This is a genomic window from Endozoicomonas sp. SESOKO3 (genome assembly GCF_024606255.1).
The window spans coordinates 1-8,325 of sequence record NZ_JAHHPR010000598.1; the positions used below are offsets into that span (position 1 = coordinate 1).

Below are 8,325 nucleotides of genomic sequence, written 5' to 3' on the forward strand. Positions count from 1 at the left end.
TTTGACGAACAAAAGCGGATTTTCAGACCAATTTGCTGCCGCCGCAGTAGGGCAGTCTATTCTCGGTCAGCCTCCTAGCAAACGACAACTCAATGATAGTTCAAAACCGCTCGCTCAGGATTTGATTCAGCTTGTCTGGACCGATCCATCCAGTCCACAACATCAGACGTTGGACTAAAACCATTCACATAGCTGGAAAGCAGATTTCTCAGATCAGTGAAACGCCCATCTCGTGCCACCTCAAAAATAGTCTCCAAAGCCAGTCTATAGTCATTCCAGGATTCTTTGCTTTCCATAGCCATACTGATTTTAGGATGGCTGGTACCTGCCACATTGTCTCCAATCAACAGTTCTTCATAGAGCTTTTCACCAGGGCGTAAACCCGTGTAGACAATTTCAATATCACCTTCAGGATTACTTTCGTCTTTGAGAGTTAAGCCGGATAAATTAATCATCCGCTTTGCCAGATTGGCTATTTTGACAGGTTTCCCCATATCCAGTACAAAAACCTCACCTCCGCTGGCCATAGCACCGGCTTGAATCACCAAAAGAGCAGCCTCTGGAATTGTCATAAAATAACGATTGATGTCTGGATGAGTCACCGTCACAGGGCCACCAACCCGGATCTGCTCACGAAACGCCGGGATGACAGAGCCACTGGAACCCAATACATTTCCAAACCGGACCATTGTAAAACAGGTATTAACCGGTATTTTTGTTTCTGCCACAACGCCAAACCTGTCCGAGTGGAACAGTTTTACTGAAAGTTCAGCAGCCAACCCCTGCAAAGCCATTTCTGCCAGGCGCTTTGAGGCACCCATAACATTTGTGGGCCGCACTGCCTTATCAGTAGATACCAAGACAAAGCGCTCTACCTGAGTAACAATCGCGGCTTGTGCGGCATAAAGTGTTCCTAACGTATTATTTCGTAAACCTTCTTCTATATTATGTTCAACAATAGGTACATGCTTATAGGCAGCAGCGTGATAAACCGTATCCACAGAAAATCTTCGCAAGGTTTCAATTAATCGCTCCGGATTATTGACCGAACCCAGCACTGCTGCAATCTGAACCGCTTTACAGTCATTTGAACTATTTTGTGTCTTTATTAAATCCTGTTCGACAGAATATAAGCTGAACTCACTGTGCTCATAAAGCACAAGACATAAAGGCTTCCTTTTAAGAATCTGCCGACAGAGTTCAGAACCAATAGAACCACCTGCGCCAGTGACCATCACCACTTTACCAGTGATACACTTTTCCAAGAGATCTTGTCTTGGCTCCACCTCGTCTCTGCCAAGGACGTCACCGATATCAACAGGCTGAATTTCCTGCATTTTCATTCGACCGCTAGCCAGATCAGACACGGCTGGTATTGTTCGAATAGGCAGACCGTGCTGCTCAAGTGTCTGAACAATCTCTTTTCGCCTTAGCCTGCTCGCAGAGGGTATGGCCAGTAACACCTCCTGAACGCCTGTTTCCTGCACCATTTGCCCGAAACTTGAGGGTCGGTATATACGCCTCCCTTGAATAGCACGCCCGGCATTGTCCGGCTTATCATCTAAAAAAGCGACTGGCTGGTACTCAATCCCCCTGTCTAAAGCGGACATCACCTGCACTCCCGCAGCCCCGGCGCCATAAATGGCGACAGGAATTCCCCGGCGTGAGTGCCTTTGCCTGCTAGGGAAAAATTCAGGAAAGATATCTGCTATGGATTCCTCTAATAACCAGCTTCTAATCACGTAGCGTGTGATAGTCATAGTCGGCAGCAACAGGAGCCAGTATATAAAAGGAATAGAGCGTGGAAGTTGGGCCTGTCCGGAGAGAAACCCAGCTAACATCAAGCAGATAGCAGCATAGGAACATGCTTTAAAGATGACGATAAGAGAGTCAGAGCCCATATACCGCAGGACAGCTCTATAAAGTCCCATTTTAACCAGAAAAGGCAAGGTGACTGCCACAGCAACAATAAAGGCTGGATAATAGCGAGTAAAGGGGTCAACCATACTCAGGCGAATATAAAACGCCATCCACAAACAGAAGATTATTGCTATTGAATCGAATAGCAATGCAACTAGCCGTTTACTTGAGCGTGGGAGAGAGAGCAGTGTGTTGCGCATGTGTTACCTGGAGAAGGACTGAAAGTACTGTAGCAAAAACTCTATCATTTAGACTGTTTTACTCTATCGCCCTGACCACGTCCAGCTAGAGTCATAAAAATATAGCGAAAGTAGTTAGAAGGAGACATGCCTTTAATCATTTCCGCATCTGTTTTTGCCAGTAATTCAGGCATTGACATATCAATATCTGACACTTGAGCCAAGCCTGTAATTCCTGGCCTGACATCGTAAACCATTAATCTATCGCGATGCTCAATAAGTTCAACCTGATTAAATAAATTGGGTCTTGGACCGACCAAACTCATTTCACCTTTTAGGACGTTCCATAATTGTGGTAATTCATCCAACTTGGTTTTTCTAAGGAATTTACCAAATCGAGTTATTGAGCTATTTGAAACGAGATGGCTAGCTACAGAAGCAGTATCAGTTCTCATCGTCCTGAATTTAACTAGTATAAAAGGTTTTTTCTTTCTTCCAACCCGCTCCTGTCTAAACAAAGGCGAGCCAGAGTCAAAATAAATAGCAAAATAGATAACAATAAATAAAGGCATTACAAAAATAAAACCGAATAATGAAATTAACAAATCTAATATGCGCAACATATAAATCAATCATCCGAGAAACATTCACAAATCCCTTCATTGAAAGTTAGAAGTGGCTTCCATTGAAGAGTATCTTTCACATGCTTCATGTCAATTTGCAAATCGCCAGCCAATTTATCTATGACCGATGACTTCCCTAATATACTGGCTAAAAAACGAAGAAAAGTGACATTTAATGGTATTAAACATGGAGTTCTACCACTAGCAATAATCAAACTATGCAGCAGTTCAGTTGTAGAAACATCTTCATCATCACTAACAAGAAATGTTTGCCCTGAAGCCGCAGGGTGCTTTATGCAAATCGTAATAAAATCCACTAAATTATTAATACCAATAAAGCTACGTTTGTTGTGAATGGCTCCTAAGGGTAAAGGTAACTTTTTATTTATTAGCTTAAGTAAACTACCAAAGTTTCCTGGTGCTCGCTTTCCATAAACTAGTGGTGGACGAATTACAACCACCTCTAGAGTACTCTTTTTAGAAATTTTTTCCAAGCCCAACTCTGCATTGTACTTAGAGCGACTGTACGAATCGTAAGGACTAGGTGTATCATTAAATGAAAATGGTCTTACACTTTTATTTCCATTTACTCCAATAGAACTTAGAAAAATAAAACGTTTGACACCTGCCTTCAAAGCCTGAACTGCAAGATTCAGAGTACCCTCATTATTTACCTTATTATAATTAGAAATAGTTTTTTCAGAATCACTCTTTAAAATATGAGAATGGGCAGCACAATGAACAACAACAGAAACGCCCTCTAATGCTTCCGTCCAGTCTGTTCTAGCGTCAATAGAACCGACAGATAACACACCCGACAGATACGGATCTTCATTTTTTCGTACAGTACCGACAACATCCAGTGAGCATTCTTCTTTTAGTTTATTATAAAGTACTGATCCAACAAAACCGTTTGCTCCTGTTACTAACACACGCATAACTAATCCTGAATTTTGATATACTACCAACTTGAATAGAGCTAAGCTCTTATTTTAATCCCCTGAATTCAAGTAATAAGTGCATAAACTATGACTTTTCCTGCATCTATTCAGGATAACTCTTTAATTGCATCATGAGAGGCTTTGTAACCCGAACATTTTCGAGGCCTAATATTCAAGTCAGGGCATTCGCACCAATCGAGTACGACTAGGCAAAAGCAGTTTTACAGATGCTTATGACCTGCTGACTTTCAACGGACCTACCCCTGAGCCTTCTGATTGAAGCAATTCTGCTGTGATCTGCTTTTTTGACCCGCAAAGTCTCTAGTACAGGCAAATAAAATCGCTAAATTCGAATGACCAAATAGCGAATAGTAATCGAACCCATTCCAAAAAAAATGACCAGACAGGTTATTTTGTTATAAAAATGCTCATCAATAGCAATTGAGACATGCATTTAATTCAACAACAACTCTTTACCCATCATTAAAACAATGATGATATTACCAATGATATTTAGATTGAATCAAACACAGACAAAAAAGGCTTTAAAAGAACAACTAAACATTAAAGCTCGCTTTTCCTAAATTCATAAAACTTAATCCTAATCTTTTTCATAACAAAGAAAAAAAGTGAAAAATAAAATCCATTTTTTCTAGCTGCTTTGATAATTTCATAGTTTTGCTTAACAATATTACCAACACTCTTATTAGTTTCACCACCAAGGCGCATTCTTACCAAAACCCCAGATATATATTTAACTTTAATTTTGTTTTTACCAATCACTCGTATGAGAAAATCATAATCTGCCGCAAGTCTATTTGAAGTATCAAACAAACCATATTTTTTATATACATAAGATTTGGCAAAAAAAGTAGGATGTGCTGGCATCCAGCCTTTCCCCCATAAACTTTCATCATATTCGCAAGATTTCCAAAATCTTACAACACGACTTAAATCATCCTTTGACACATATACCAGATCTCCATAGCAGGCATCAATATCAGCATTGGAAATGCCAGCAATAACATTGAAGATTACATCATCATCCTGAAAAACATCGTCAGAATTGAGAATACCAATGACATCACCGGTTGCCAGCTTAATACCTTTATTCATAGCATCATAAAGGCCTTCATCTGGTTCAGATATCAGTTGACATATATTTTCTTTGTATTTATCAATAATAGAAAGAGTTTGGTCAGTAGAGCCACCATCTACAATGATATATTCAATATCTCGATAATTCTGGGATATAACGGAACGAATAGTATCTTCAATAGTGATTGCTGAGTTAAAACATACGGTGATTATAGATATTTTCATGCGCCCATTTCGTAAAAATGCATAAGTAGAAAAATAACTGAAGCACTTATCTACTTCTGATCGAAGCAAGTAATTCAGCTGCTTTCAGACTGGGAGCAGAAAGGCAAATATCTCCACCAATTACCATGATCTCTGGCTTTAAATACTCCGCTATAGCCCGACCAATTCGCCAGACAATACCTTCGTTCAATTCACCGGGCATAGGGCCACGAATGTCGTAAGCTTGCAAACAGTTAAGAGTACTCATCAAAAAAGCCAAAATAGAATAAAGTTATATATTGCTTGTGGGTGAATGGTGAATCGTCAATTATGAAATGACTCACAACTTAAGCCCTCCCATATGTATCCTCAAACCGCACAATATCATCTTCTCCCAAGTAGCCGCCGCTTTGAACTTCAATCAATTCAAGGTCAAACTTACCCGGATTTTCCAGTCGATGGACAACACCAATTGGGATATAAGTAGACTGATTTTCGGTTAGCAAAAGTTCCTGATCACCATTGGTAATTCGTGCTGTCCCTTTAACCACGATCCAGTGTTCAGCCCGGTGATGGTGCATTTGCAGTGAGAGCCGGGCACCCGGCTTAACGGTAATGCGTTTCACTTGAAAGCGCTCACCCATATCAATGGAGTCGTAGGCACCCCAAGGACGATAAATTTTACGATGCAGCTTAGCCTCGGGGCGGTTTTCTGCTTTGAGTCGATTTACTATCTTTTTCACATCCTGCACACGGCTCTTATGAGCCACGAGGATAGCGTCATCACTTTCGGTAATCACCAGATCTTCTACACCCACAGTAGCAATCAACTTTTTCTCACTGCGAACATAGGTGTTCCGACTATCTTCCATTAAGACATCCCCAAAAGTAGAGTTACCCAATTGATCTTTTTCAGCAATATCGGCCAAAGAAGACCAGGATCCGACATCGGACCAACCCGCATTCAGGGGAACCATCACCGCATCAGTGGTTTTTTCCATCACCGCATAATCAATGGATTCATCGGGACACGCTAGAAAAGCAGCCTCATCAACACGAACAAAGTCCAGGTCGGAATTCTGCAACTCCATGGCTTGTTGGCAAGCTGTCAGAATATCCGAACGAAACTTGCCCAGTTCTTCCAGATAACGTGAGGCTTTGAACAGAAACATACCGGAATTCCAGTAATAGTTGCCACAGTCCAGGTATTCCTGAGCCGTTTCAAGATCTGGTTTTTCAACAAAGCGCTCCACCTGTGCAAGCTGTTCACTATTTCTGCTTAACGCTTCACTCGCCTTGATGTACCCATACCCGGTTTCTGCCTGAGTAGGCACAATGCCAAACGTGACCAGTTTGTCATTTTGTGCTGCAGGCATCGCAGCTAAAATTGCCTGATGAAAAGCCTGCACATCCTGAATGACATGATCTGCAGCCAACACTAACAACAATGGATCGTTATCGGCTGCAGGCTGTAAGCTCTGCGCTTTCAGCGCCGCCAGTGCTAATGCTGGCGCAGTATTACGACCAACCGGTTCCAGAATAATCGCTGACGGTTTACGGCCCACCTGCCGGAATTGCTCGGCTACCAGGAAACGATGCTCTTCATTGGCAATAACCATTGGCGCACCAAGAGAAGATAAGCCATCCAATCGGGACAAGGTATTCTGCAACATGGTTTGTTCGTTCACCAATGGCAGAAACTGCTTCGGGTATAAAGAGCGAGACTGCGGCCAAAGACGGCTACCAGAGCCGCCGGACATGATAATGGGAATCAGGTTCATAATTATAATTTGCGGGATGTGTGAGTAGTTCTTTTATCTATTAATTTATATTGAACGAAGCTCGTCCTCATGCTCCAGAAACCATTTATAAGTCAACCCAAGACCATCGAACAAAGAGACTGATGATTTCCAACCTAACTGTTCAAGCCGGGTAACATCCATCAGCTTACGCGGTGTACCATCAGGTTTTGTTGAATCAAATACAATCTCACCAGCAAACCCAACCACTTGTTTCATAGTCTCAGCTAATTCGCGAATGGTGCAATCAACTCCAGTACCCACATTAATATGCGACATCATAGCTGAAGTGTGCTGACTGAAAGTCGAGCTATCCAGATTCATGACATGGACACAGGCTGCTGCCATATCATCAACAAAGAGAAACTCCCTCATAGGCTTACCGGTGCCCCAAACTACAACTTCTTTTTCACCACGAATCCTGGCCTCATGAAAACGACGCATCATTGCCGGGATAACATGACTGTTCTCTGGATGAAAATTGTCGTTTACACCATAAAGATTGGTTGGCATTACCGAGCGGTAATCCACACCATATTGTCGATTATAAGACTCGCACAACTTGATACCGGCAATCTTGGCAATGGCATAGGGTTCATTAGTCGGTTCGAGATGACCACTGAGTAACTCATCTTCTACCATAGGTTGCGGGGCCAACTTTGGATAAATACAGCTGGAACCCAGAAACAGCAGTTGCTTAACACCCGCAGCATAGGCCTGATGAATAATATTGCACTCGATCATCAGGTTGTCATAAATAAACTCAGCAGGGTAGGTATTGTTAGCGTGAATACCACCCACCCGAGCGGCTGCCAGATAAACCTGATCGATCTGTACAGAGTCGAAAAAACGACGCACAGCGGACTGGTCAGTCAGATCAAGTTCGGCTCTGTCACGACAGATGATCTCATAACCACCAAATTGTGATAACTGGCGGACAATAGCCGAACCCACCATACCCCGATGACCAGCTACATAAATTCTTTTCATATAAAATGTTCAATTAAATGCTCAAGCACAGAGCTTGGTGAAGTCGATGAAAGGCAAACTAAACGGCAAAGTAACTATAATAATGCTAAAGAGAACGCAGCAGGAAGATTTATTCTCTGGATACTTTCACCTCGTACCCATGCTCCTTCAACAGAGCATGCTGTTTGGCCTTGGCCAGATCGCACTCAACCATTTCGGCAACCATCTCTTCAATCGTGGTTGTTGGCTCCCAGCCCAGTTTAGTTTTAGCATTGGTTGGATCACCCAGTAAGGTCTCCACCTCTGCGGGCCGGAAATATCGTGGATCTACTGCAACTACTTTCTGACCAATTGAAAGCGCTGGAGCCTGATCAGTAGTGAATTTATCAACATAGGCGCACTCATCAACACCTTCCCCTTCCCAGCGTAACTGGATACCAATAGCTTTGGCGGTGAAATCTACGAATTGACGAACGGAATATTGAACGCCGGTGGCAATCACAAAATCCTCTGGTTGCTCCTGCTGTAACATCAACCATTGCATTTCCACATAATCACGGGCATGGCCCCAGTCCCGCAGGGCATCCATATT

Annotated in this window: 8 protein-coding genes; all 8 read right to left on the reverse strand. The window is 42.5% G+C overall.

All coding sequences use genetic code 11. The features are described from left to right. Positions 1–89: 89 nt before the first annotated feature. Entirely contained in the window at positions 90–2,120 is a 2,031-nt protein-coding gene (locus KDK18_RS10240) for a nucleoside-diphosphate sugar epimerase/dehydratase (protein WP_257254802.1), read from the reverse strand. Positions 2,121–2,164: 44 nt separating this feature from the next. Continuing rightward, a complete protein-coding gene (locus tag KDK18_RS10245) occupies positions 2,165–2,722 on the reverse strand; it encodes a sugar transferase (protein ID WP_257254803.1) in 558 nt (185 codons plus the stop codon). A 5-nt stretch (positions 2,723–2,727) separates the two neighbouring features. Further along, positions 2,728–3,660: an NAD-dependent epimerase/dehydratase family protein gene (locus KDK18_RS10250; RefSeq protein ID WP_257254804.1), complete on the reverse strand. Its 933-nt coding sequence runs from the start codon at positions 3,658–3,660 to the stop codon at positions 2,728–2,730. 567 nt (positions 3,661–4,227) lie between these two features. Then, entirely contained in the window at positions 4,228–4,986 is a 759-nt protein-coding gene (locus KDK18_RS10255) for a glycosyltransferase family 2 protein (RefSeq protein ID WP_257254805.1), read from the reverse strand. Positions 4,987–5,032: 46 nt separating this feature from the next. Beyond that, positions 5,033–5,233 carry a hypothetical protein gene (locus KDK18_RS10260; protein WP_257254806.1) on the reverse strand — a complete coding sequence of 67 codons (201 nt, stop codon included), beginning with the start codon at positions 5,231–5,233 and terminating at the stop codon, positions 5,033–5,035. Positions 5,234–5,312: 79 nt separating this feature from the next. Further along, entirely contained in the window at positions 5,313–6,746 is a 1,434-nt protein-coding gene (locus KDK18_RS10265) for a mannose-1-phosphate guanylyltransferase/mannose-6-phosphate isomerase (protein WP_257254807.1), read from the reverse strand. A gap of 45 nt (positions 6,747–6,791) precedes the next feature. Continuing rightward, a complete protein-coding gene (locus tag KDK18_RS10270) occupies positions 6,792–7,754 on the reverse strand; it encodes a GDP-L-fucose synthase (RefSeq protein WP_257254808.1) in 963 nt (320 codons plus the stop codon). 109 nt (positions 7,755–7,863) lie between these two features. Next, positions 7,864–8,325 (reverse strand): GDP-mannose 4,6-dehydratase (locus KDK18_RS10275; RefSeq protein ID WP_257254809.1); only part of this gene is annotated, 462 nt, incomplete at its 5' end.

Excerpts from the sequence above, each read along its gene's own strand:
- KDK18_RS10240 (WP_257254802.1), bottom strand. The coding sequence starts at position 2,120 with ATGCGCAACACACTGCTCTCTCTCCCACGCTCAAGTAAACGGCTAGTT.
- KDK18_RS10245 (WP_257254803.1), bottom strand. The coding sequence starts at position 2,722 with ATGTTGCGCATATTAGATTTGTTAATTTCATTATTCGGTTTTATTTTT.
- KDK18_RS10250 (WP_257254804.1), bottom strand. The coding sequence starts at position 3,660 with ATGCGTGTGTTAGTAACAGGAGCAAACGGTTTTGTTGGATCAGTACTT.
- KDK18_RS10255 (WP_257254805.1), bottom strand. The coding sequence starts at position 4,986 with ATGAAAATATCTATAATCACCGTATGTTTTAACTCAGCAATCACTATT.
- KDK18_RS10260 (WP_257254806.1), bottom strand. The coding sequence starts at position 5,233 with ATGAGTACTCTTAACTGTTTGCAAGCTTACGACATTCGTGGCCCTATG.
- KDK18_RS10265 (WP_257254807.1), bottom strand. The coding sequence starts at position 6,746 with ATGAACCTGATTCCCATTATCATGTCCGGCGGCTCTGGTAGCCGTCTT.
- KDK18_RS10270 (WP_257254808.1), bottom strand. The coding sequence starts at position 7,754 with ATGAAAAGAATTTATGTAGCTGGTCATCGGGGTATGGTGGGTTCGGCT.